Annotated in this window: 27 protein-coding genes; 15 read left to right on the top strand and 12 right to left on the bottom strand. The window is 37.4% G+C overall.

The genetic code is table 11. The features are described from left to right. Window positions 1–10 precede the first annotated feature (10 nt). The gene (locus ACFX4G_RS14180) at window positions 11–808 is read left to right on the top strand and encodes an NAD kinase (RefSeq protein WP_025749877.1); all 798 of its coding nucleotides are present in this window, start codon (window positions 11–13) and stop codon (window positions 806–808) included. Window positions 809–822: 14 nt separating this feature from the next. Beyond that, the gene (locus ACFX4G_RS14175; protein ID WP_097824315.1) at window positions 823–1,731 is read left to right on the top strand and encodes an RluA family pseudouridine synthase; all 909 of its coding nucleotides are present in this window, start codon (window positions 823–825) and stop codon (window positions 1,729–1,731) included. An 18-nt stretch (window positions 1,732–1,749) separates the two neighbouring features. Here the strand turns inward: ACFX4G_RS14175 and prpE are convergent, their stop codons facing one another. After that, window positions 1,750–2,490 carry a bis(5'-nucleosyl)-tetraphosphatase PrpE gene (gene prpE, locus ACFX4G_RS14170; RefSeq protein WP_043980458.1) on the bottom strand — a complete coding sequence of 247 codons (741 nt, stop codon included), beginning with the start codon at window positions 2,488–2,490 and terminating at the stop codon, window positions 1,750–1,752. Window positions 2,491–2,667: 177 nt separating this feature from the next. On the opposite strand from prpE, the gene mgtE reads away from it, so the two are divergent. The 4 genes from mgtE (at window position 2,668) to ACFX4G_RS14150 (ending at window position 7,403) form a co-directional block, all read left to right on the top strand. Next, the gene (mgtE, locus tag ACFX4G_RS14165) at window positions 2,668–4,044 is read left to right on the top strand and encodes a magnesium transporter (RefSeq protein ID WP_014461563.1); all 1,377 of its coding nucleotides are present in this window, start codon (window positions 2,668–2,670) and stop codon (window positions 4,042–4,044) included. 158 nt (window positions 4,045–4,202) lie between these two features. Further along, window positions 4,203–6,062, top strand: coding sequence for a monovalent cation:proton antiporter family protein (locus ACFX4G_RS14160; RefSeq protein WP_377575361.1), 1,860 nt, complete (start codon window positions 4,203–4,205; stop codon window positions 6,060–6,062). A gap of 415 nt (window positions 6,063–6,477) precedes the next feature. Then, a complete protein-coding gene (locus ACFX4G_RS14155) occupies window positions 6,478–6,990 on the top strand; it encodes a CotO family spore coat protein (RefSeq protein WP_097824313.1) in 513 nt (170 codons plus the stop codon). Between the two features lie 77 nt (window positions 6,991–7,067). Beyond that, entirely contained in the window at window positions 7,068–7,403 is a 336-nt protein-coding gene (locus ACFX4G_RS14150) for a DUF1360 domain-containing protein (RefSeq protein ID WP_035334808.1), read from the top strand. Window positions 7,404–7,450: 47 nt separating this feature from the next. On the opposite strand, the gene ACFX4G_RS14145 is transcribed toward ACFX4G_RS14150, so the two are convergent. Together ACFX4G_RS14145 and ACFX4G_RS14140 are read right to left on the bottom strand one after the other, a co-directional pair. After that, window positions 7,451–8,284 (bottom strand): OmpH family outer membrane protein, encoded by an 834-nt coding sequence (locus ACFX4G_RS14145; RefSeq protein WP_097824312.1) that lies wholly within the window; start codon window positions 8,282–8,284, stop codon window positions 7,451–7,453. A gap of 140 nt (window positions 8,285–8,424) precedes the next feature. Then, window positions 8,425–9,165 (bottom strand): BMQ_0737 family morphogenetic spore coat protein, encoded by a 741-nt coding sequence (locus ACFX4G_RS14140; RefSeq protein WP_097824311.1) that lies wholly within the window; start codon window positions 9,163–9,165, stop codon window positions 8,425–8,427. 261 nt (window positions 9,166–9,426) lie between these two features. Between ACFX4G_RS14140 and ACFX4G_RS14135 the strand changes: the two genes are divergently transcribed. The 5 genes from ACFX4G_RS14135 (at window position 9,427) to spoVIF (ending at window position 10,900) form a co-directional block, all read left to right on the top strand. Continuing rightward, complete coding sequence (locus ACFX4G_RS14135; RefSeq protein WP_097824310.1) at window positions 9,427–9,813, top strand: hypothetical protein; 387 nt, start codon at window positions 9,427–9,429, stop codon at window positions 9,811–9,813. A gap of 68 nt (window positions 9,814–9,881) precedes the next feature. Beyond that, window positions 9,882–10,058, top strand: a complete 177-nt coding sequence (locus ACFX4G_RS14130) for a hypothetical protein (protein ID WP_164797097.1) — start codon at window positions 9,882–9,884, stop codon at window positions 10,056–10,058. Window positions 10,059–10,119: 61 nt separating this feature from the next. Further along, window positions 10,120–10,299 (top strand): hypothetical protein, encoded by a 180-nt coding sequence (locus ACFX4G_RS14125; protein WP_041816498.1) that lies wholly within the window; start codon window positions 10,120–10,122, stop codon window positions 10,297–10,299. A gap of 87 nt (window positions 10,300–10,386) precedes the next feature. Beyond that, window positions 10,387–10,509 carry a YjcZ family sporulation protein gene (locus ACFX4G_RS14120; RefSeq protein ID WP_013055448.1) on the top strand — a complete coding sequence of 41 codons (123 nt, stop codon included), beginning with the start codon at window positions 10,387–10,389 and terminating at the stop codon, window positions 10,507–10,509. Between the two features lie 133 nt (window positions 10,510–10,642). Then, window positions 10,643–10,900 carry a sporulation-specific transcription regulator SpoVIF gene (gene spoVIF, locus ACFX4G_RS14115; RefSeq protein WP_013055449.1) on the top strand — a complete coding sequence of 86 codons (258 nt, stop codon included), beginning with the start codon at window positions 10,643–10,645 and terminating at the stop codon, window positions 10,898–10,900. Between the two features lie 47 nt (window positions 10,901–10,947). Here the strand turns inward: spoVIF and ACFX4G_RS14110 are convergent, their stop codons facing one another. Beyond that, window positions 10,948–11,736 carry a M48 family metallopeptidase gene (locus ACFX4G_RS14110; RefSeq protein WP_255255748.1) on the bottom strand — a complete coding sequence of 263 codons (789 nt, stop codon included), beginning with the start codon at window positions 11,734–11,736 and terminating at the stop codon, window positions 10,948–10,950. Window positions 11,737–12,138: 402 nt separating this feature from the next. Continuing rightward, window positions 12,139–14,457 (bottom strand): ATP-dependent helicase, encoded by a 2,319-nt coding sequence (locus ACFX4G_RS14105; RefSeq protein ID WP_097824309.1) that lies wholly within the window; start codon window positions 14,455–14,457, stop codon window positions 12,139–12,141. A gap of 379 nt (window positions 14,458–14,836) precedes the next feature. On the opposite strand from ACFX4G_RS14105, the gene ACFX4G_RS14100 reads away from it, so the two are divergent. Then, on the top strand, window positions 14,837–15,088 hold the full coding sequence (locus ACFX4G_RS14100; RefSeq protein WP_097824308.1) for a hypothetical protein: 252 nt from the start codon (window positions 14,837–14,839) through the stop codon (window positions 15,086–15,088). A 75-nt stretch (window positions 15,089–15,163) separates the two neighbouring features. Here ACFX4G_RS14100 and ACFX4G_RS14095 read toward each other — a convergent pair whose 3' ends face one another. From ACFX4G_RS14095 to ACFX4G_RS14075, 5 genes are all read right to left on the bottom strand, one after another. Further along, on the bottom strand, window positions 15,164–15,841 hold the full coding sequence (locus ACFX4G_RS14095) for a DUF421 domain-containing protein (RefSeq protein WP_013081784.1): 678 nt from the start codon (window positions 15,839–15,841) through the stop codon (window positions 15,164–15,166). 89 nt (window positions 15,842–15,930) lie between these two features. Beyond that, the gene (locus tag ACFX4G_RS14090; RefSeq protein WP_043980433.1) at window positions 15,931–16,365 is read right to left on the bottom strand and encodes a GNAT family N-acetyltransferase; all 435 of its coding nucleotides are present in this window, start codon (window positions 16,363–16,365) and stop codon (window positions 15,931–15,933) included. 5 nt (window positions 16,366–16,370) lie between these two features. Continuing rightward, on the bottom strand, window positions 16,371–16,883 hold the full coding sequence (locus ACFX4G_RS14085; protein ID WP_013081786.1) for a YjcG family protein: 513 nt from the start codon (window positions 16,881–16,883) through the stop codon (window positions 16,371–16,373). An 82-nt stretch (window positions 16,884–16,965) separates the two neighbouring features. Further along, a complete protein-coding gene (locus ACFX4G_RS14080; protein ID WP_013055456.1) occupies window positions 16,966–17,691 on the bottom strand; it encodes an alpha/beta hydrolase in 726 nt (241 codons plus the stop codon). Window positions 17,692–17,853: 162 nt separating this feature from the next. Further along, the gene (locus ACFX4G_RS14075) at window positions 17,854–18,240 is read right to left on the bottom strand and encodes a hypothetical protein (protein ID WP_029324785.1); all 387 of its coding nucleotides are present in this window, start codon (window positions 18,238–18,240) and stop codon (window positions 17,854–17,856) included. A 173-nt stretch (window positions 18,241–18,413) separates the two neighbouring features. On the opposite strand from ACFX4G_RS14075, the gene ACFX4G_RS14070 reads away from it, so the two are divergent. Beyond that, window positions 18,414–18,950, top strand: coding sequence for a phosphatidylglycerophosphatase A family protein (locus tag ACFX4G_RS14070; protein ID WP_043980427.1), 537 nt, complete (start codon window positions 18,414–18,416; stop codon window positions 18,948–18,950). 125 nt (window positions 18,951–19,075) lie between these two features. On the opposite strand, the gene ACFX4G_RS14065 is transcribed toward ACFX4G_RS14070, so the two are convergent. After that, entirely contained in the window at window positions 19,076–19,555 is a 480-nt protein-coding gene (locus tag ACFX4G_RS14065; RefSeq protein ID WP_097824307.1) for a GNAT family N-acetyltransferase, read from the bottom strand. A gap of 169 nt (window positions 19,556–19,724) precedes the next feature. Then, entirely contained in the window at window positions 19,725–20,570 is an 846-nt protein-coding gene (locus ACFX4G_RS14060; RefSeq protein ID WP_013055460.1) for a MurR/RpiR family transcriptional regulator, read from the bottom strand. A 150-nt stretch (window positions 20,571–20,720) separates the two neighbouring features. Between ACFX4G_RS14060 and gnd the strand changes: the two genes are divergently transcribed. Together gnd and gntK are read left to right on the top strand one after the other, a co-directional pair. Beyond that, window positions 20,721–21,620: a phosphogluconate dehydrogenase (NAD(+)-dependent, decarboxylating) gene (gene gnd, locus ACFX4G_RS14055; RefSeq protein WP_043980423.1), complete on the top strand. Its 900-nt coding sequence runs from the start codon at window positions 20,721–20,723 to the stop codon at window positions 21,618–21,620. Window positions 21,621–21,645: 25 nt separating this feature from the next. Next, complete coding sequence (gntK, locus tag ACFX4G_RS14050) at window positions 21,646–23,187, top strand: gluconokinase (RefSeq protein ID WP_043980421.1); 1,542 nt, start codon at window positions 21,646–21,648, stop codon at window positions 23,185–23,187. The last annotated feature ends 107 nt before the right edge of the window (window positions 23,188–23,294 follow it).

Below are 23,294 nucleotides of genomic sequence, written 5' to 3'. Positions count from 1 at the left end.
GGTGGAGAAAATAAAATTTGCTATTACATCAAAAGGCAACCAAATATCAAATACGCTTATGCAAAAAATGAAAACGTATTTATTAGATTTTCATTTAGAATATGATGAAAACCAGCCTGATATTGTAGTGTCAGTAGGAGGGGATGGAACGCTTCTCTACGCGTTTCACCGTTATCGAAACCGACTTGACAAGACGGCTTTTATTGGGGTTCATACCGGCCATTTAGGCTTTTACGCAGATTGGACACCTGATGAGATTGAGAAGCTGGTGATTGCTATTGCAAAGACACCCTATCAGACTGTAGAGTATCCACTGCTCGAAGTGATTATTCGCTACACCAACGGTGGACGCGAAGCTCGATACTTAGCTCTGAATGAATGTACGGTAAAAAGTGTAGAAGGTTCTTTAGTAATGGACGTGGAAATTAAAGGGCAGCGATTTGAGACCTTCCGAGGAGACGGCCTTTGCGTATCCACTCCCTCGGGAAGTACAGCTTACAACAAATCCCTTGGAGGCGCGATTTTACATCCTTCGCTTCAAGCTATTCAAATTGCTGAAATGGCTTCTATTAACAATCGAGTGTTCCGTACGATAGGTTCTCCATTGGTTCTTCCTGGACATCATACAGCGCTGTTAAAGCCTGTCAACGACGCAGACTTTCAAATTACCATTGATCATTTAACTCTTTTACATAAAGATGTAAAGTCGATTCAATTTCGGGTAGCAAGCGAAAAAATTCGATTTGCTCGCTTTCGTGCGTTTCCTTTCTGGCAGCGTGTCAGAGACTCTTTTGTATGTGATGATTAAAGGCAGGGAAGAGAATGAAACAAGTTTTTACGTTGAGTTGGACCGTAGATCATTCTTTCGAGGGTGTAGCGGTTCGTGAATTTTTAAAAGAACATGATATTTCCAAAGCTTCTCTGACGGACATTAAGTTCAGAGGAGGAGCAATTGAAGTAAATGGAGAGCATGCAACGGTTCGATATATTCTGCAAAAAGGTGACGAAATTAAGGTGGCGTTTCCACCAGAAAAAGCAAGTGAAAGTCTTCTTCCTAAAGCTATACCTTTGGATATTGTATACGAAGATGAGTATATATTAGTGTTGAATAAGCAGCCAAACATGCCAAGTATACCTTCTCGAGAACATCTAACGTGGTCACTAAGTAATGCTGTGCTTTATTATTATGAGAAAAATAACATTAACTCGACTGTTCATCTTGTAAATAGGTTGGACCGAGACACATCTGGGCTGCTTATTGTCGCTAAGCATAGGCACGTTCATTACTTATTCTCTAAAGCACAAAAAGAACATGAAATTAAACGCGTGTACCGAGCTTTTGTTCATGGGAAGCTTGTTGGCAAAGAAACGATAGAGGCACCGATTGGCCGAAAAGAGTCAAGTATCATCGAACGGGAAGTAAGAGAAGATGGGCAGTTTGCTATTACACACTATACGGCGCTTCGTCAGTATTCTTCTTTTACAGAAGTTGCTCTTTCGCTTGAGACGGGGAGAACTCACCAAATTCGTGTTCATATGGCTTATAAAGGATATCCACTGCTTGGAGATACCTTATATGGAGGAACGAATCATCTTATTTCTCGTCAAGCTCTTCACAGCTATGAACTCACTTTTTTTCATCCTTTTTTACAAAAAATTTTGTCTTTTACAGCACCTTTGCCGCCAGATATGCAGAAACTTCAAATCGTAAAAGAAAGTCGCTTTTTTTAATGAAAAGCGACTTTCTTTTTACACGAAGTGATTAAATTTTTCCTCTACGTAAGGCATAGATGAAGGCACCGATATAATATTCCTTTCAGGATACTGAAACGCCGTTAAAGCCCCTCCAAAAACTGCGCCTGTATCAATATTAATGGTATTGTGAATTTTTCTGGCTTTTACTACGGGTGTATGCCCATAAACGATAAACGGTTTTCCGTTATAATGTTTGGCCCAATCCCGTCGGACAGGCATGCCGTTTAGATGTTTTTCACCCGTAATGTCTCCGTATAGCACAAAGGTTTTTACTTTTTTATCCGTTCTGCCGATGTATTCAGCTTTAAGACCGGCGTGAGCAATAATTAATTGGTTTTGATCAAGCTGCACATATAGAGGTGATTGTTCATAAAGCTCAATGAACTTTTTTTTAATGAATTTCTGTTCTCTTGAAGGTAAAGCTTCGTACTCGGCAACGGTCGTTTCTAATCCATGAGTAATTTGCACTTTGTTACCGCAAAAGAAGCGATATAGCTTATTGCAGTGATTGCCTGGACAGTAGTAAGCTTGCTGATGCTTTATTACAAGTGACCATACGAGCTCAATCACTTTTAGTGAATGAGGTCCTCGGTCTGTTAAATCACCTACAAATCCAAGGCGCCGTCCGTCAGAGTGGACAGGAATCCCGTCTTGCCATTCATACCCAAGTTTTTCTGTTAACGCTTTTAATTCATCATAGCACCCATGGATATCGCCTATTATATCTACTTTCATCTTTTATCCACATCCTTAAAAGGTTTTTCCTTTGACGATATAAAATTACCCTTATATGGAGCAAACTATGTGTAGAACTTATATATTATTGGGAAAAGAGTAAAGAGCTATGAGTTGAAAAAAAACAAAATTCATCATAAAGTTAAATGAGTTTTGTGCGACAGGGAGGTTGAAGACATGACAGATTCAATTGAAAAAGAAGAAAAGGCATGGTTCGCCGAACATTTATTATCACTTTTAGAAAAAAATGAAATCGATGCATTTCGTGAAGAATTTTTACATATGCATACGTATGACCAAGCTCAATTTTTTGAAGAATTAGATGAGCCTTCTAGATTTGCGTTGTACGAGATGTTATCTCCGGAAGAAATGGCGGATATCTTTGAAAATGTAGAGATACGAGAAGAAGATTATCAAGAAATTCTCTCAGAGATGCATCCCAATTTTGCAGCAGACATGCTGTCGGAAATGTCGGCGGATGATGCCGTTGACGTATTAAATGAATTGGATAAAGAACAAGTGGCGAGCTATTTAACGATTATGGATGAAGAAGCAGCCGATGAAATTAAAGAGCTGCTTCATTACGAGGAATATACCGCTGGAAGTATTATGACGACTGAGTTTGTGGCCATTCGTGAAAATCAAACTGTACATTCAGCCATGCACATTCTACGCAGGGAAGCTCCAGAAGCGGAAACAATTTATTATGTATTTGTTATTGATGAACAAAAGCATCTAGCAGGTGTTATTTCTCTTCGTGATTTAATTATAGCAGATGAAGATACGATGATAAGCGAAGTTATGAATGAACGAGTCGTATCCGTATCAGTAGCAGAAGACCAAGAAGAAGTTGCGCGTATTATGCGCGATTACAACTTTCTTGCGCTTCCAGTTGTTGATTTTCAGCAGCATCTTCTCGGAATCATTACGGTTGATGATGTGATGGATGTTCTTGATGAAGAGGCATCGGATGACTATTCTAAATTAGCCGGTATTAGTGATGTAGATGATACGATTGACCACAATCCTTTAGTAGCGGCCAAAAAGAGGCTGCCTTGGCTTATCATTTTGCTGTTTTTAGGAATGATGACAGCGAGTTTAATTGGACGTTTTGAAGATACTTTGAATCAAGTAGCTATTTTAGCTGTATTTATACCTTTGATCGGCGGTATGGCTGGTAATACAGGAACACAGGCGCTAGCCGTTGCGGTTCGCGGACTAGCGACGGGAGAAATCGAAGAAGAAAGCAAATTTAAGCTGTTAATCCGAGAAGCAGCTACCGGAATGATTACGGGCGCATCATGCGGACTTTTAGTTGTATTAATTGTTTATATTTGGCAAGGAGATCTTATTTTAGGAGCTTTGGTAGGCGTGTCTGTATTTTCAACATTGATTGTGGCTACACTTGCAGGAGCGTTTATCCCGCTTCTCATGCACAGGTTCAAAATTGACCCTGCAGTCGCATCAGGACCATTTATTACAACGATCAATGATCTTATCAGTATTTTAATTTACTTCGGTCTAGCGACAACATTTATGAGTTATTTAAAATAATGAAGGGACGTTAGAATTCGGCATGAGTAATCATGTCGGATTTTCATTATCAGTTCATATAGTTGACAGAGAACCTTCAAGCTTTTATGATTAACCTTTAATTTTGAATACTAACGTCTTCGTTTTATAAATAGCGAAGGTAAAAGGAGGGGAATCTAATGGAACAGCACGCGTCCTTTACATCACTTGTTATCGTCATTAGTTTGGCCTTTTTAACGCCTATACTGTTACATCGGTTTAAACTCAACATTATACCTGTAGTCGTAGCTGAAATTATTATGGGATTAATTATAGGGAAAAGTGGTTTTGACCTTGTGGAGCAGGATATGTGGCTTGAAACACTTTCCACTCTAGGCTTTATCTTTTTGATGTTTTTAAGTGGTTTAGAAATTGATTTTTCTGCTTTTGCTGGAGGAAATTCAAAAGACAAAAAGGCATCAGGAGCGAAGGTGCCAAATGCTTTTTCCATTTCTATACTAGTGTTTGCAGCTATCTTTGCAGTTTCACTATTTTTGTCCTATGTTTTTGTATGGACAGGTTTTATTGATAATGCCTTTTTGATGACGCTTATTATTTCTACCATTTCATTAGGAGTAGTAGTGCCGACATTAAAAGATGCACAGATTATGAAAAAGCCGATTGGACAAACCATTTTATTGATTGCGGTTATTGCGGACTTAGTCACGATGATTTTACTAGCCGTATTTGCTTCCGTCTATGATAAATCAGGAGATAGCAATACATGGTTGATTTTAATTTTATTTGGAGTAGGAGTGATTTTATACTTCATAGGGAAGCAGTTTAAAAACCGATCGTTTCTTGAAACAATGTCTAAAGGTACAATTCAAATCGACACGCGCGCCGTATTTGCACTCATTATCATTCTGGTGGGCCTTTCGGAGTCAATTGGTGTTGAAAACATTTTAGGCGCGTTTTTAGCGGGATCACTCGTTTCTCTTCTAGCTCCTAACAAAAATTTAGTTCATAAATTAGATTCGTTTGGCTATGGATTTTTAATTCCTATCTTTTTTGTGATGGTAGGAGTGAAGCTTGATGTTTGGTCATTGTTCAGTGATAAAAAAGTGCTGATATTAATGCCTTTATTATTCATTGCATTGTTGATATCCAAGCTAGTCCCAGCGTTAATCTTAAGAAAATGGTATGATATGAAAACCGTTTTGGCATCGGGTTTTCTTTTAACATCGACTTTATCACTCGTTATTGCGGCAGCAACGGTGGGTGAAAATATTGGTGTTATTGATTCACAAATGTCCGGTGCGCTGATTTTGGTGGCGATTATTACCTGTATTATTACACCTATTATCTTTAGAAAACTGTTTCCAAAGCCAGAAATCAGTGACAGAAAGCTGAAGGTTAATATGCTCGGTGCAAATCAATTTACACTCCCGGTTATTCGAGAAATGGATCTTGATTTATATGATGTTACGATTTATCACCCTACTCAGGACAAAATTGAAAACCGTACGTCGGATTCCATTTTTAATATCGTCGACATCGATGGATATAGTAAGGAAACTTTAATACGTATGGGGATTTTAGATGCGGATGTATTAGTTGTAACAACAGGGGAAGAAGAAAGAAATAGCGACATTGCTCTATTTGCAAAAAAATATGGTACAGAACGGGTTATTGCCCGCGTAGAAAGTCCTGTATTAGATGAAAAGATGAAAGAAAATAACATTGAAGTTTTTTCTGTGCTGTTATCTACGACTGCATTGCTAAAAGCTTTAATCGAATCGCCAAATATTTTAAATATCTTAACGAATCAAGAAACAGCACTTTATCAAATTAATATGCGTAACCCTAAATACGAGGGGGTAGAGCTTCGTAAGTTCCCATTTACAGGAGATGTGATTTTTGTTCGAATCTTTAGAGGCAAAGATTCCATTGTACCTCATGGCGATACAGAGCTTGAATTTGATGATCGTTTGATTGTAACGGGATCTCGCTCGTATGTGAATGAATTACGTATGCTTCTTGAGTATAAAATTAGATAAAGGTATCTAGGTAGGTTTAGTTTTCTATGTTATTGAATGAGAGAAAGAGACTGGGACAAAATTATTTTAGCTGAAGTGAAAAACGAACCACTGATCAAAATATTTGATAGTGGTTCGTTTTTTTTGTTGTTTTGAAAATAAGTTTCATCGGCCGTCCGCGGAAAGCGAAGTCTTGCACGGAAATCAACTGTGGTGTAACAAGCGGTTCAGCTCATGTGTCCCATTTGTGCGTCTTTAGATTGAATTCATTTCGTTATGTCTCAACCTCTTTTTTTGTGTTTTCGCAAATGCTGGAAATAAAAGGACAGCGCTGCTTTTGGTGTTAAAAAGGCTACCGCAAAAAAATAAACAAGTTTTTCCGTGTTCAAGCATACATTTTTAAAAGAACGATAACAAGCAATTGGAGGTATGCTTCATGACTAACTCAAAATCTAAGTCAGAAGAAAACGAGCCGCTAATGTACATTGTCCAGCCAAACGCTACGCAAAATCAGCGTTCTATGCAATATTATTTTAGTTCAAAACAGCAAGACAATAAAGGAATAGAGAAAGAGCACGTGTTAAAAGAAGAGCCCAGCTTTTCTTCCATTCAAGAAGTCAAAGAGCCTGACGTAGAAAAAGTGGAAGAGATTAAGCAAGAAAAAGAGGAAGAGCGTTCAATTGTTCCCGTGGATATACCGCAATCAGAGACTAAAAAGCCAAATAAAATGTTTCAGTCTATGACGATTAAAGAAAAAGTTGATTTTCTATGCAGTTTCCCGCCTCATATGTCTCAGCCAATTTGTGAAATTACGTGTCAAAACCAAAAATATATAGGAACAATTTTAGAATTAAAAGAAGGAAGTTTATACGTGAGCGTTCCTCCTAATAAAGAGAAAACAGTATTGATATTTCATGATATTCAGACCATATCTATCATTAAAATTTAAGTAACTCTAAAAGCTAACAGTGAAGAAGCACGTTAGCTTTTATTTTCATAAGTTTGTGAATGCACGGAGGAATGAAAATGACATGGATTTATCTAACATTATTTGTCTTTGCAACATTTCGACTTACTCGTCTAATTGTTTTTGATAAAATCACAGCGTTTATTCGTAAACCGTTTCATAAAATTGTAGAAGATCAAGATGAACAAGGAAATACGGTAACTTATCTAGAGATAAAAGGGAAGGGACTGCAAAAGTGGATTGGAGAGCTGCTCAGCTGTTATTGGTGTACGGGCATATGGTGTGCGGTAGGGATTTATTTTAGTTATGTAGCGTTCCCGCATATTGCTATTCCTATCATTACAATCTTAGCGATTGCAGGATGTGCAGGAATTATAGAATCATTTATGAAATAAATGGACGAGTTAAAAGACATATTGAACATCAATATGTCTTTTAATAATTAAGGGAAATTTAGCACTACTTTATTAAAAAAAGGGATGCCTTCTTGCCACTCTTCGCTATAAAAAAAGCCTTCTAGAATAAATGAAGTCGTATCAGAGGACAGCGGAATGACTACTTGAAAAGAGTCAAATAGTAATTTGTCTTTTGGCTTTAATACGGTTTGCTTAATAGGTTTGATCCAATATTCACCGTCATTTTGAATTTTTTCGTTCCATTTTGGATGAGCATAGCGCCATTCTAAAGAAGAAGAGGGGATACTGGAAACTTCAATGTCTTTTTCATCAATGATCTTCCCGCTTAATATAGCCGAAGCAGTGGGTTTCATTTTTAAGCAAAGCACCGGAGAGCGTAAAGTACTGCTCGTTTGATTTTGAATAATTACGTTGCCGAATATCGTCAGCTCGCTTTCATCTTGTTCTGGCAGCAGTATAGAATGTTGAAAGAAACAGAGGATATCACTCTTTTCGAACCTTTCCACAGGTTTTTCCACAATTTTTTCGATTACTTTTTCCACAATCTTTTCTTCAATAACGGGCTGTTTTCTCGAGGCTTTTTCCCGAAATGCTTCTGCAATAATTTTTTGTTCAGAAAGCTCGTTTCTTAGTAAATCCAGCTCTTTTTCTAATCCTTCAATTTCTACTTCTTTTTCAGATGTAGAAAGCGTCTCAGCGTGCTTTTTCTTCCAAAACGATGTATTTTCTTTTTCTCGTTCTAAAGCTCGTTCATAGCTTTTTAATTGGTTTTGTACGTGCCGAATTTCCGATTTATAGTGAATGAGCTTTTGTTTTAATTGAGTTAAATCATCTTTAGGGGAAGGGGAGTTACGACTCATCTAGTAGTCTCCTTTCCTGCTGAGCTATGAATTAAGTTTGTAAACCTGAGCTGCCTACAGCAGTTTTATTTATATGTATGCACAAAGCTTGTAAACGATGAAAAAAGAGGAGAAATATTCTCCTCTGATAGAGTATTTAATTAATCGAAATCTGTTTCAAAGGAACTTTCATAGCTTCTTTCATCACATTCATCGTGATGATGTTTTCCAGGGAAGATAGCTTCACATTGAGGTGGATATTCGACAGGTAAGCAACCAACGTTGGATGGATCGATGATTTCAGGTCGAGGGTAGCAGAAGCTGCCTTCCACTTCAATTTTCACGTCTTTTTCAATTTGTATACTTAAACATAATACGATGTCGAAGCTTAGCAGTTGTAAACGTCCGTGTGATAATCTTATAGAACCGCTTGTTCCTTCAAAAGAATCTAGGTGTACAACTGGGTCAGTGCCTTCAGGAGCACAAAGATAAAACGTTTGATGTGTTTTCCATGGAATATTACAAGAAGTAAATTCATGATGTTTTTGATGGTTACCTAAATCAATTAACTTAATCTTGTAAAAGCCACTGATTGATAATTTAACTTCATGAAGAACAACACTTTCTCCATCGGGTAAAATAATTGTTCGAGGGCGGCGACCTCCGTGCGGCACAAGTTCAATTACTTTATCCAGTGCGTTTTCATCTGAAGGATCCACAGGATTACCATGGCAATCTGTTAAAATAATTTCAACTTCTACGTCATCTCCTAAACCTTTAAGCACATGTTCATTAAATAACGAAGTGTCATGGGTAAAAATTTGTGGTAAAACGACTTGACGTCTAACCCAGTCGTACACTTTAGGTACGCGGATACACAATGATTCAAAAAGTTCTCCCATTTTTAAACCTCCTAATTGTAATTGTCCTTCCTTTACGCTTTTCGTTACTAGGTATCGGACTACTATAGTGTATGAATGACCTGCTTTTATGTTCCTTAGTAAAAGCGGAATTTATCGGAATAAATTCTAGGTGAAGCGAGCATAAAAAATGAAGGAAATAATAAACTCAATTACAGCATATTCATGTTAATAAAAAGTGTTATTCATCTTTAAGTGATTTTTTAGAAGTAGTGGGTTATTTATAATGGAGGAGTGAAGGGCATGAGTGAGGAAAAAACAAAACAATATATTGCTTCATTGAAGTCAGAACTGGCTTTTTATAAAGAAGAATATCAAAAATTCAAGCATCAAGAATTTGAACATGAAGATATTAAGGAAGAGTTAGCGGAATTAAAGCAAAAGCATGAAGAAGAAAAAAGGAAACTAGAGGAAAAAATAGATTGGCTTAAAGCATGTGTTAATGAACAAAAACCAAAAATCGAACAGTCCATTGTACAGTACAATCATGAAGCACAAGGAATCATTCAAGAGCTGCAAAAACGGCTGCGTGAAGTGACAGAGCAAAAGGGAGGAGAGAGATCAAGAGTGAAAAAGTCAAAAAACAGCACGGATTTATTTTTGTCCATGCAGCGCAAAATGGACAAATAAGATAGAACGTCTTTCTTTAGTCCTGAATATAATGTTATAGATAGGATGCTGTGAAAAGGAGGCAAAACATGATGTATTATCATTATAATTATAATCCTAATCAATACCCTCAGCCCCTGCCTTATCATCCACAACCAATGACAAAACAATCAGTGAAGAAAGGGCAGTCTATTCCTAAGCCAGTCCAGTACCCTTCTCCAAAACAAGGTGGTTGCGGCTGTGGTTCAAAGTTACCAAAGCGATAAGTAATAGAAGCATTGTCACTCGGACAATGCTTTTTTACATAGGGTGGAGAGAGGTGTAGAGATGCCGGATTTTTTCGATGAATTTGAACGTTTTTTTGAACAGCATATGATGGGAGAACATCGAAAGAGAATGAACGAAGTAGAAAAAGCAGAAAAGCAGATGGAACAGCAAGAGAGGAAACTGCAGCAAAATGTAAAAAGACTTGATGAGCAAGATGCTGAAGATCCTTTTGGACAATGAAATTTAATGTACACAGTTGAAAAGCCCATACAAAATCATTTGAGCGAACATACAGTATAGAGAGTAAAACAGAGGGGGTGTAATATTATGGGCTGCGGATTTGGCTACGGTGGTTGTGGTTACGGTGGTGGCTACGGCGGTGGTTTTGCGTTAATCGTTGTATTATTCATTCTATTAATTATTGTTGGTTGTGTTTGTTTTTACAATTAATCCCTTCTATGAATAAGGCACCGAAAAGTGCGGGTGAAGTTTCACTCGCACTTTATTTTTTTATTAAATGTAAAGGGCACCATCTAGGCACATTGTGCATACGATGAAGTATAAATAAAGGAGGTCATGCAAAATGGATAATAATATGTTTAAAAATATAGAAAAGAAAACAGGCGTTAATATGAAGGATATTTTTGAACTTGCGAATTCTGTACAAAATGCTAATTTTAAAGATGAGCAAACGGTGCGTAATATTGTGAAGCGAGTAGCACAAATTGCGAATAAGCCAATTTCAAAACAAAAAGAAGAACAAATTGTTAAGGCGATTGCAAACAATAATCAATCCATTGATTTTGCGACCATCGCTAAAATGCTAAATGAGAAAAAATAATTTAATATTTTTATATAAAGCCCTGACGTGTCAGGGCTTTTTTCTATTTATGCAATTTCATTTGTTTGAAATGCGTTAGGATCAAGATCAAACAGTTCCGGATGCTGTGCTAAGTAATTAATTTCTTTAATACGATGAGCGAGAGGGGGGTGAGTTGAAGTAGCTTGAGTCAACCACATAAAAAAACCTTTTTCCTGTGAGTGCGTATGAACAAATTCCTCTTGATTTACTTTTTTATTTAGACAATGACCAACCGCAAGTATAGTGAGTGCTTGAGTGGCAGCTTTTGCATCACCAATCGCAACGGAAGCTATGCGATCACACGTATATTCACAGGCCCTAGAGTAAGCTTTTCCTAAAAAAGGAACCCAAAGAGCAGGTAGAATAAGTGAGTGGTAGAGTGTATGTTTACGTTTGATATGAACTAATTCGTGGGCAATAATAAAAGAAAGTTCTTTTTCTTGATTATCTTCAATCATTTCAACAATGTCGGAGTATAAAATGACAAAGTGACGTCCAAAAAAACGTGTAGCAAACGCGTTTAACAAGCCGCCTGATTGAATAATATAAATATCGGGCAGCTCTAAATCCAGCTCTGAAGATAAATGTTTTGCCTGATGATAAGTGTGCGGGAACTGCTTCTCTGTCAATCTAACTCCATTATTGCGAATTTGAGCAATAGAGAAACCGTGGAGTATAAATGTAATTAAAAAACCGATTACAAGATAAATAATACCAACGAGTGAAATAATTAAAAAGAAATAGGTTAATAAGCTGATAACCATACACAGAATGAAAAAAATCTTTTCATTTTCATGAATAAGCTTTGCGTTCAATAATGGAGCCCCCTAAAATATAGTAGTACAGTACATAACGTAGTGTAACGCATCCATTTATGAATATCTACCTCTTAGTGGAATATTTGGTTAATAATAGATGGTAAGAATATCGGTTATGGACGCTAGCTTGAAGTAAGATAAAGAGGTTGAAACATAACTACAGGAATCCAATTTAAAGACAACAATCTGGATACATGATCTGGACTGCTTCCTCGACCGCTGTTGCTTTCTGCGGGGGCTCATCTGTCCCCGCAGGAGTCTTCGCCTTGTCCTCCAACCAACAGCTAGAAGCACCTGCGTTCACCGCGATTATAAAAAACACGAACTATTTATCCGTTTATGATAGATAGTTCGTGTTGCAATTTAATGAAACTACTTTTGTCCAAGCCTGTTTTTCCTTTACACTTTTTTTATAAACGACTTCAGGAATCTTGAAGGATAAGCGGTTTTACCTCTTCTAGTTTGCGGAACAGATAAGTAAAGTGAATTCTGTGCACGCGTCATGGCTACATATAAAAGGCGGCGTTCTTCTTGAAGCGGCACATCATCTCCGCCTCGATAAGCTTCGAGTGCATAATCATGAGGCAATCCGCCATCTACGCTGCTCAGTACGTATACATGCTTATATTCAAGACCCTTTGCTCGATGAATTGTGGTTAGTTGAATACTTTCATTAAATTGCTTGCTTAAAGCTTTCATCTCTGTGTTCATGGCAATCATATGATCCACATGCTCTAACAGTTCAGGTACGGTTTTAAATTTACGTGCTACAACTTTTAAATCCCGCACGTCATCCGAACCTTTTTCCATCATATTTCCTTCATTTCCGCGTTTTTTGACAAAATCATCGAATCCCATATCTTTAGAAATTGTCTCAAGTGCCAAAGAAGGAGACATTGATTTTAGCGACTTGAATAAAGGAATTACTTTCTTGAGCTTTTTTTGCTGAAACGGTTTTAGATCTTGAAGATATTCAAGTGCATCAATAAATGTACCATCATGAAGAATACTTGCTGCTTTTAAGTCATTGACTGCTGTTTTCTTTAAAAAGAGTGCGTTTACTAAATCTTGTAGCGAACTTGCGTCATTTGGATTCACGCTCAAGCGTAGAAATGAAAGTAAACTTCGAACCATTCGTCTTTTATAAAAAGAATCCGCATCTTGTTCGATTGAAAATGGCAGGTTTGACTGCGATAAACGTTCAAAGATGGCGCGTGAAGAAGCGTGAGTTCGGTACAAGACCGCGAATTCAGTTGGAGAAGCCCCTTGCTTAATTTTTTCTTTCATATCCGTTACAATCATTGTTGCTTCTTCTTCTTCGTCGTATGGAAAGAAGAATGTAGGTCGCAACTCATTATCAAACTGGGCAGCCATTTCTTTTTGTCGGCGCGCTGTATTTCGTGCAATGACTTTATTCGCAGAAGAAACGATGGCATGAGCTGAACGATAATTTTGGTTTAACGTAATAACAGTTGTATTAGCAAAATCTTTTTCAAAGTTTAAAATGAACGAAGGGTCGCTTCCGCGGAAAGCGTAAATTGATTGATCATCATCTCCTACGACACACAAGTTTTTAGAGTCTTCACTTAGCATTTTCATAATTTTATATTGAACTTTATTGATATCTTGAAATTCGTCAATTAAAAAATAGCGAAACCTTTTTTGATAACGAGTTAGTAAATCGGGATTTTGTTTTAGCATTTCATAACATCCATACAGCATGTCATCAAAATCGAATAGCTGTTTTTGCTTTTTGACTTCTTCATAACGACGATATAAAAAGTGCACATCTTGTTCCCATTTGTCCTTTGGGCGAACATCTTTCACGCCAACAAGCGTGTTTTTCCAATAGCCGATTTGCTGAAGTGCCTGATCAAACGGAAAATCTTTTTCATCCACGTGGAGCTCTCTTGCTGCTTCTTTCACAATCTGTTCTTTTTGCCAATCCCATTTTAGCAGGCGGTCCATTTGCCACGCTTGAGGATTATGATGAACAATCATACGTAAGAAAATGCTGTGAAAAGTTCCAACTAGCATTTGACGAAGATGTAAGCCGGACATCTTTGGGTATGTAGCCAATCGTTCTTTCATTTCTTTAGCTGATTTAGCCGTGAAAGTCACCAGCATAATGGATTTTGGATCAATTTGTTTTTCTTGTATCATATATGCGGTGCGAGCTGTTAATACACGCGTTTTTCCGCTGCCTGCACCGGCTAGAATAAGGAGCGGTCCTTCTGAATGTGTAACAGCTTTCCATTGGTTCGAATCTAATTCAATACCGCTCTCTTTAAATTCATTTAAATAAGGAGAGTCAGAGTGTTTAGGAACAGCTGGTTTTAAGCGAAAAGCAGGAACACTTGAAAAAGGTGCGGAAGACCTCCATGTTGCTTTCTCTTTTACAGTTGAACTTTTCTCGCCAATAGCTCGTCCTTTAGGAATACGAAATCCATTGGTTTCTCTGTATTCAGCCGGAGTTTCTTTTATTTGTTGCACAGCTGTTGTTTCTGATAGTATGTCTGAACACTCTTCTCTTTCATGGGGAACTTGAGCATGATAAAAGTAAGGAGAATGCTCAATCCCCAGATATAATTTAACTGGTTCTCCGCAGTGAGCACACGTTATTTCTCCTCGGAGACTAGCTTCATATAAATATTGAAATCGGTCTCTAGCCGTTATAGCAAGATTAAGTATCTGATTTTGATAAAGTGTACGTTGCAAAAAAACATGGCCTCCTTTTTAAAACATGAATAATCAATAGTAAATAAGAGGGAGTTAAAGCAAGAAGCCGCTCTCGTTCTACATCGATATAGATGTGTGTATACGCACAGTTTTTGTTTTATAGTCAAAGTCTATCATATCAAAATCACCTTTTTTTAAAAAGAGCACGGATATTTTTGGAGGGATAGGATGTAAAAAAGGGTATATATTGAATAAGACATCACATATGTTCAAAAAAGGCGGTATAGATACAGGGTGCCATCTGTTTTGAGCAAGTCTAAAGTAGAGGATTTAAGTAATCTGTTTCAATGTCGATACTTCTTGAGAAAAATACTGAGGTCTGGGAGTAGAAGGTATCTTGAAAAAGAGGAGGGTTCATATGGGATATATACTGCCCGTCACGCCTTATCAATCTATTCAATATGCAAATCGCCTTCAAAAAAATAATGCTTCTTTTTCAAATCGTATTTGGCCTATTGAGAAAAAAAGCTTTGACGAAGAGTTTGAATCGCGTTCTCACTTACTGGAATTGACGCCAAGTTCAGTACAAAAGCGAAAAAAACTTCAAGCAGCAGAACGTGTATACAGCAAGCTAACAAATAAGGGCCTAGTGATTAATACAAGTGTCTAATACAAAAAATCGTGAACGCAGCAGAATGAATGCGCTCACGATTTTTTAACAAAGTAATGAACAAGTAAAAACATCTTAGTAAGATTCAATAAAAAGAGTACTGCCCTGCTGCCATTCAGCATAAAGCACCTGTTTATAATCGGTAAATCCTTGTTTTTTCAACTGTGTCTTTAACCAGTCTTCATCAAAGCCTGACTGAATCAAGTTTTTCAAAAGCAAACGTCCATCACTGACGAAGGCGATAGATAAAACGGGTTCAGAAGGAGGCAGCTGTAGATCGCTTCTTGTCGGCTTAGCATAATCAGATTTTGGCAATACGCTTAGTGATCCATCTGTTTCTAAAATCGCATATTCAACTTCCCGAATGGAAAATATGTCTTTTGAACGAAGCATATGAAGAAGCTGATCGATATCCAATCGATTTTTGCTAAGTTCTTTGTACGAAATTTTCCCTTTTCGAATAATAATAGATGGTCGTCCTTCTAAAAACAAACGCAGGCGAATATTTTTTTGAGTAATAACTTCGGTGACATAAATAAGCGCTCCCCAAAAGATAACAGCAAATAAAATTTTGCCTATTCCTACTTCTGAGTCATATAGCGCATTTCCTACTAACTCTCCTAATACAAGAGCAGAGATAAAATCAAAAGTGGTAAGCTGAGTGATCGTCGCTCTGCCTAAAAATTTAGTTAAAATAAACAGGCAGATAAATCCGATAAAGAGTTCTAATGCAATTCCGATAAGTTCATCCATATTTTCACCTAATTCACATGATTAGGTATTAGTATAAGCAAAGCAAAGGTTCTTATCCTTTAAAAAAGCAAAAACACCAGGTTCAATTCCTAGTGTTTTTTACTTAGTTTCTTTACCATCTCTACATGTGGAATTCCAGCATCCATAAATTCACCTGAAACCGTTACGTAGCCTAGCTTTTTATAAAATCCTTCCGCATGCGTTTGAGCATGCAGCTTAATCTTTTCAATCTCATGCTCTGCTGCGACCTCTTCTAACTTATCCATCAAAAGCTTTCCTACACCGTCTTTTCGATAAGAAGAAAGAACGCAGATTCGTTCTGCTTTTCCATAGTCCTCTACCATACGGAAGCGTCCTGCCCCAATTGGTGCAGTTCCTTTGTATACAACTAAATGCAGGGCTTCGGTATCGTATTCATCGATTTCTTGCTCTACATCAACCTGCTGTTCTTCTACAAATACTTTTTGACGTACGAAGTAAGCATCAGAATGATCTTGTTTGTTCGTTAGTACTTTGATGTTCACGTATCTTATCCCTTTCCAAGACGAAATGTTTCAAACACAGTCCATGTTTCATTTTCAAGCTGGTACATTAAGTGAAAGCGATCCACTGTTTCTTCATGAGCGACATCTACAAGCTTCAACTGGCTATACACATCTAAGTGCTCATCATCTGAAAGGCGTTGACCAATTGTAATATGTGGAATAAATGAATATTCAGTTGGCTGTTCGAGATTGCCTTCATGAAGTTTATTGTAAAGTGACGTCAGTTCTTGCTTTTGTTCCACTTTTAAGTAAATAACGTTATTGGCTGGTGAAAATGAGCTTACTTTCGTTACATTTAATGTAAATGGATTTGTTTCTTCGGCAATTTTACGCAAGTTAGCCGCAATTTCATCAATTTGGTCTTCTGTAGCTTCAAAGACTTCTTTTAATGTAAGATGAGGCGGAATTAATGAATAGTGAGAATCATAGCGCTTTCGATAAGAATTCGCTACATCTTGCAATTTTTTAGATGGAAAAAGTACAACGCCAAATTTCATAAAAAATCCCTCCAAAGTAAGATCATAAAATATGTATAAAGCGAGCTTATTATAACAAATTTTCGAAAAATATGATATCTTTCTACTTCAACATATATTGAAGCGACCGCTTTACGTCTTTTTGCCAGTATTTCCACGTATGATTTCCATTAAATTCTTCGTAGAAAACAGAATATCCACGCTGCTTCATTTGTTCGTGCAACAGGCGGTTAGGTTCAATAAAATTCAATATACCATCTTGCGTTGTTTTGACAGCCGTTTCTTCAGTTCCAATAACATGATACAAATCCAGAAGTGAAGGAGAAGCAAATGAGTTGACCGTTTGTAATACAGCATCGTTCACGAAAGGAGAATGCATAATTACTTTCCCGAACGTGTGAGGATACGCAATGGCCGTCAGCAGTGAAACTGTAGCAGCAAGCGAATCACCAATTAAAACACGTGATTTTCCCATTTGATATGTAGGATATGTTTTATCCAAAAATGGCACAAGTTCATGTGCTAAAAAGCGAATGTAAGCATCTACTTGATTTCCTTCTGGATGATACTTATCGCGTCTGTCTTCCACGCTTTTATATGGAATTCCAACAAAAATAGTACGATCGATTTCCGACTCGTTCATTAAATCATCAATTAAACGAGGTGTCCGTCCGTACATAACATAATCTTTTCCGTCTTGGGCAATAAGTAAGGAATACTTATAGAGCGTAGAATAGTTTGACGGCAAATAGACTAGTAACGTGACATCTTCTTGCAGTGCGTCACTATAAAAAGAAATTTCTTCTAACTTCCGCTTACTTTCTGACATGAATAATCGACTCCTATGCATTTGAATGAAAGCGTTACCTTTATTGTAACACATTTTCTATTAACCGTTCTTTATTTTATTGTAACGAATTTTTTAGCGAATGACGAGAAAGAGGCATGCGTCATTAAAAAAGCGCTTCAGAATCGACTGAAGCGCTTTTGATTAATCTAATTTTTTCATTTTTTTAAACATAGCTTTTTCTGCTTGGCTGGCTTTTTCTAGCGGCTTCTTCGTATATTCTTCTTCTTTTTCATCAATCGAAACCAATTCTGTGTCATTTTTTACATAACTTCGGATATTGCGAGCACCGAAATAGCCGTTTACATCTTCTAAAATAGGCTTGTTTTCTTTTTGATCATAAAGAGTATATGAATTCTCTTCCTTAACGATAGCGTAGTGATTCCCTGCTAGAAGAGCTACGGCTTCTTTTTCGCTTTTTCCAAAAGTAGACATGAGAAACAGAACGATTAAGACGATAAAGAAAAGGGCTGTTGCGCCAATGAAAAATAATAATAAGCCTCTGCTAAATTTACTTTGTTTTTCTTCCACAGTAGACAAACCTCCTGATTAGATAATTTTATTATAGCAAGTAAATGTAATGAGCGCCTAAAGAGATATGTGACGAGTTTATGAATTCAGGTGGATGAAACAAAAAAGGTTTTTAGCGCCTCTCATCGAATTTAATATAAAGAGAGACAACAACTTGAAAAGGAGAGAGAGACATGACAGCGAAAAAAATCCCAACGAGCAAAGAAGTAGCAAAGGCAACATTTGATTTGCTAGAAGAGCGTGGCGTAACAGTTTTAGATATTGCTGAAATTGTGTATGATTTACAGCTTCCTTATCATCCTGCTCTAACCATTCAGGAATGCGCTGAGAGCGTAGAGAGAGTACTGCAAAAGAGAGAAATTCAGCATGCGCTTCTAGTTGGAATCGAACTTGATAAGTTAGCTGAGCAACATAAATTATCAGAACCTCTTCAAAGTATTGTAGAACAAGACGAAGGGTTGTTTGGTGTTGACGAAACGATTGCTTTAGGTGCCGTTTTAACCTATGGCAGTATCGCTGTTACGACCTTTGGCTATTTAGATAAAGTAAAAGTAGGCATTATTGAAAAGCTGGACTGTAAAAAAGAAAAAGGAGTTAATACCTTTTTAGATGATTTAGTAGCGAGCGTGGCTTCTAGTGCGGCAAGTCGTTTAGCTCACCGTCAGCGTGATGAACAAGAACAGCTGCAAGAAGGCAATCCGGCTACGTAATAAATTTCTTTTAGTATGTATATAAGCTGCGTAAATTAACACGCCGAAATGATTTAATCTTTTATTTAAATAACGGATACTAGGCACGTATCACCTGCGTGTCTAGTATCCGTTAATGGAACGATTTATGGCTGTAGTGAAGTAGTCATAAGGTAGCTTAAGTTTTTCAGCCCAAGACTTTCATAAAAAGCAAGTGCTTTCTCGTTAAATGCCCATACGGTAAGCTGGAGGTCATTTGCTCCTTTTTGTACAGCCCACTGTTTCGTAGCAGAAAAAAGACTTTTTCCTACGCCATAATTTTGAAAGCCTTTCTTAACGCCAAAATATTGGATGTACGCTGTGTAGGAAAGAGGAGCTAATGTAGTGGGAGGGTTATATTTTAATTCAACAACAGACGCCCCAATAATTTGATTTCGATATTGAGCTACAAGAATATCAATGGTTGCATAATAAAGAGTAGCTTGATACTGTTCCGGAGATAAAACAGCCATCTGATTATCAAACATAGAAGGAAGCGCATTTGCGTGGAGTTCTAGTGATTCCCCTAATATTTTATTTACTTCTGTATAATCATCGAGTTTTGCAGTGCGATAGATAATCTCCATACACACTTCACCTACTTTTTAAAAGTTGTGCTTTATCATATGTAGCAACTTAAAAAATGTTAAATGAGAATTAAAACTTAAAAATTTTAAGCGAAGAACTGCACTAAACAGAGCATATATTCTATGCCCTGTTTGATGTTATAGTTGAAGAATATATAAGAGCGAAACGTTAAATTCTAGTTTCAGCAATGGCATCGCGTACTTTTTCAAGCGAGTGTTTAGAGGCATCTTTATTCGCAATCATTACATTAACGTACAAAGCATCAATGAGGCTTAGCTGTCCAATTCTCGAGGCAAGAGCTTCAGATCGATATTCTGTTTCTTCTGAACTCGTATAAAGAGAAACATCGACATTTTGGCTTAATGGAGATTTTGGAAAACCCGTAATACCGATCGTTTTGGCACCGTTCGCTTTTGCTGTATTTAAAATGTTCATTGTGTCTTTATTTGTTCCAGAATGAGAAATCACTACCGCTACATCTTGTTTTGTTAATTGAGAAGCGGACATAAGCTGGAAGTGGGAATCAATAAATGCAAACGTTTTAATTCCTGTTCGAACAAATTTATGAAAAGCATCCATAGCCACTACGGAAGAACCGCCCGTGCCATAAAACTGAACTTTATCCGCCTTCATAAGAAGTTTGACGGCTTTTTCAATAGCGTTGCTTTCTAGTATTTGTAATGTATTTTCAAGCGTTCGTACATTGGAGCGAAAGATTTTTTCAGCAATCGTTTTTTCATTATCCGTTTCAGCAATTTCCTCGTGAATCTGCTGAATAGGCGTCATAATTTCAGCAGCCAGCGCTATTTTCATCGCTTGATAGCCCTTGAAGCCAATTCGTTTACAAAAGCGAAAGACTGTTGCATCAGCTACATTTAAATCGTCTGCCACTTCGTTAATGGTACTGTGAATAATTTGTTCCGGCTGTTCTAAAATATAATTTGCTATTTTTTTCTCTTTTTCACTGAATCTAGCATAGTGAGAACGAATTTTTCCTAAGCAATTTTGCGTCATAACTGATGTTCCTTTCCACGAATTTAGTAGTAAAAAGAGTATAGCATAAAAATATGAGTGAAAAAAATTTTCTTGTAAACGATTGCAAAATGAAAAATAATTCGTATAATGGAGGTAATGTGAAATTTTTTTTCAAAAGGAGTTTGTAAAATGAAAATTGGATTAATCGGTTTAGGAAAAATGGGATATAATTTATCATTAAATTTAATGGACAACCATCATGAAGTAGTAGCTTATGATGTAAATAAAGAAGCGGTAGAAAAACTTGCAAATGAAGGAGCAACTGGCGCCTTTACTGTTGAAGAGTTAGTTAATGAACTTCCTCCTTCACCTAAAGTTGTATGGATTATGGTTCCGGCTGGAGAAGTAACGGAAAATGTTATTACAGAACTAAAAGAACTTCTGTCAGAAGGAGATATTATAATAGATGGAGGAAACTCTAATTATAAAGAATCTGTTCGACGTGCTCAGGATCTTCAGGAAAAAGGTATTTACTTCTTTGATGTAGGGACAAGCGGCGGAATGGAAGGGGCAAGAAACGGAGCGTGTACAATGATCGGTGGAGATGCGGAAGTATTCCGTACAATTGAACCGATTTTTAATGATATTTGCGTAGAAAATGGATTTATGTACGCAGGTAAAAGCGGAAGCGGTCACTTTTTAAAAATGGTTCACAATGGTGTAGAATATGGAATGATGCAATCCATTGCTGAAGGATTTGAAGTCCTGGAAAAAAGTCAGTTTGATTTCGACTATGAAGCCGTAGCACGCGTTTGGAATAACGGATCTGTTGTTCGTTCTTGGTTGATGGAACTAACGGAAAATGCGTTTTCAAAAGATCCTAAACTAGACAGTATTAAAGGAGTCATGCAGTCTTCTGGCGAAGGGAAATGGACCGTAGAGACTGCTCTTGATCTTCAAACGGCAACTCCTGTTATTGCTTTATCGCTAATGATGCGCTATCGTTCATTAGAGGAAGATACATTTACAGGAAAAGTTGTAGCAGCACTTCGAAACGAATTCGGCGGCCACGGTGTTGTAAATAAGTAAAGTAGTAAAGTAGGGGGACAGCAGCATGAGCAAAAAATATGCAATAGGTGTAGATATCGGAACAACGAGTACAAAGTCTGTATTGTTTTCAGTAGACGGTACAGTCATTGCAAATCATGGGATTGAGTATCCATTATACTCGCCGACGCCCGCGATGGCTGAGCAAGATCCTGAAGAAATTTTTCAAGCAGTTGTACGTACAATTCAAACGGTTGTAAAAACGAGCGATGTAAAACCTGAGGATATTTTATGCGTTTCATTCAGCTCAGCTATGCACAGTGTTATTGCCGTTGATCAGCAGGGAAAGCCGCTGACAAAATGTATCACGTGGGCGGATAATAGAAGTGCAGAATGGACGGAAAAAATTAAAAATGAATACAATGGTCATGAGATTTATTTGCGTACGGGTACGCCTATTCATCCGATGTCGCCGCTTTCCAAGCTAACATGGCTATCTAATGAACAGCCTGAACTAGTGAAGGGAACACATAAATTTATTTCGATTAAAGAATATGTATTCTTTAAGTTGTTTAACGAATATGTTATCGACTATTCGATTGCATCAGCAACGGGTTTGTTTAATCTGAAAAATCTTGCGTGGGATGAAGAAGCACTTAAAGTAGCAGGTGTTACAACCGATCAGTTATCCACTCCTGTTTCAACAATGCATCAGTTAAAAGGGCTAAACCCAGCGCTTGCAGTTGACATGCACTTACTTCCAGATACGCCCTTTATTGTAGGTGCAAGTGACGGTGTATTATCAAATTTAGGCGTAAATGCAATTGAACCAGGCGTTGTGGCTGTGACAATCGGGACAAGCGGAGCTATTCGAGCAGTGACTGACAAGCCAGTAGTCGATCCGAAAGGTCGTATTTTCTGTTATGCGTTGACAGAAGACCACTGGGTAATTGGCGGCCCTGTAAATAACGGCGGTATGATTTTCAGATGGGCTCGCGATCAGTTTGGAGCGTCGGAAGTAGAAACAGCTAAACGCCTTGGAAAAGATCCGTATGAAGTATTAACGGATATTGCAGCTTTAGTGAAACCGGGAGCGGACGGTTTATTGTTTCACCCATACCTTTCAGGAGAGCGTGCGCCGCTTTGGGATGCAAATGCTAAAGGTTCATTCTTCGGCCTAGGTTTGCATCATAAAAAAGAACATATGATTCGTGCTGTATTAGAAGGCGTTATCTTTAACTTGTATACGGTATTATTGGCACTTGAAGAGTTAATTGGAGAGCCTACAAAAATTCAGGCAACAGGCGGATTTGCACGTTCCGCACTTTGGCGTCAAATGATGGCAGATATTTTTAACCAAGAAGTATCGGTGCCGGAAAGTTTTGAAAGTTCATGTCTAGGAGCAGTTATCCTTGGCTTATATAGCCTTGGCGAAGTTGACTCATTGAACGTTGTTTCTGATATGGTTGGAGCGACTAATCATCATTATCCAATCAAAGAAAACAGTGAAGTATATAAAGAGTTAACGACTATCTATATTCGTTTGGCTCGCTTATTTAAAGAAGAATACGAAAGCATTACGGCTTTTCAAAAAAAATATGTACATTAAGTTCACAAATCATCGCTTGAAGTTTTCAAGCGATGATTTTTTGTGTGTTAGGTTATCTAACAACCAAAAGAGTTGACACTACACAATATATAAAAGTTCCCTCAAAT

Source organism: Priestia sp. YIM B13486 (genome assembly GCF_042787865.1).
Classification (GTDB): domain Bacteria; phylum Bacillota; class Bacilli; order Bacillales; family Bacillaceae_H; genus Priestia; species Priestia megaterium.
Note: the sequence above shows the minus strand (reverse complement) of the source record. Positions and strands in the feature narration are given on the sequence as shown.